Below are 832 nucleotides of genomic sequence, written 5' to 3' on the forward strand. Positions count from 1 at the left end.
CCCAAGCATCTCGGAAGCGTCTGTCAGCCTGCCTGCTTCTATCGCCAGCCGTATCCGCGACGAACTAATCGGCTCCCCGCCATACAGCACCGGCTCCGCCGTCAGCACCCGAAAACCGGCGAGTTGCGCAATGCGCCCGATTTCCGTCATAGCGGTTTCGCCCCTGAATCCGCAGCGGAACCCCCTCCCCTCTGCAAGAAAACGCATATTGCAGTTCTTTTGCAGACGGGATAAGAACGCTTCGCCCGTCATTCTACTGAATTCGGGGGAAAAGTCAATAACTGCCGCGAATGCAAACCCTCTCATTCTGAAAAATGCAAGGCGTTCCGGCAATGTTGAGAGCAAACCGGGAAACCGCGCGGGTTCTTTGAGCGCGGGCGGCGGCACGGCGAACGTAACGACGCCCGGCGCATATGCCTTTTCGTTCAGTACAGCGTCAAAAAGCGCCTGATGCCCACGGTGCGGTCCGTCAAAACTGCCGACGGTAAGCACCGTCCCGTTTTTTGCTTCCATTATCCGCTCATGCAGCACGTCGTCCCACGAATACGCCTTAAAACCGGATTGCTCCACGCACATATCCTTATCGTCTTCAAAACAGCGTTATGTTTTATGCGGGCGCATTTTAGCAGATACAAAACCGTAGCGCAATGCGCCGCGTTTGTCCCGTATGGAGCACTCCCGCGAAGGAGCCGTCTGCGATGAATACGGCAAAGCTTCCGGCGTTTTTGCCCGCCGCGAACGGGGCGAACCAGTCCGGCGAAAGCGGACATCCGTTGAAAAAGGACGCAGTACGGGAATCGGCAAGCAGCAGCGGGGCGAGTCCGCACTGCCG

The 832-nt window shown here is 57.6% G+C and carries 2 protein-coding genes; both read right to left on the bottom strand.

Translation table 11 applies throughout. The annotated features are described in order from the left end of the window. The coding region (locus tag AWU74_RS06500; RefSeq protein ID WP_187150906.1) for an FAD synthetase family protein at nt 1-570 on the bottom strand (570 nt) is incomplete at its 3' end. Nucleotides 571-622: 52 nt separating this feature from the next. Next, on the bottom strand, nt 623-832 hold a 210-nt coding region (locus AWU74_RS11835), incomplete at its 5' end, for a hypothetical protein (protein WP_187150907.1).

It is taken from the genome of Treponema endosymbiont of Eucomonympha sp., from assembly GCF_001028545.1.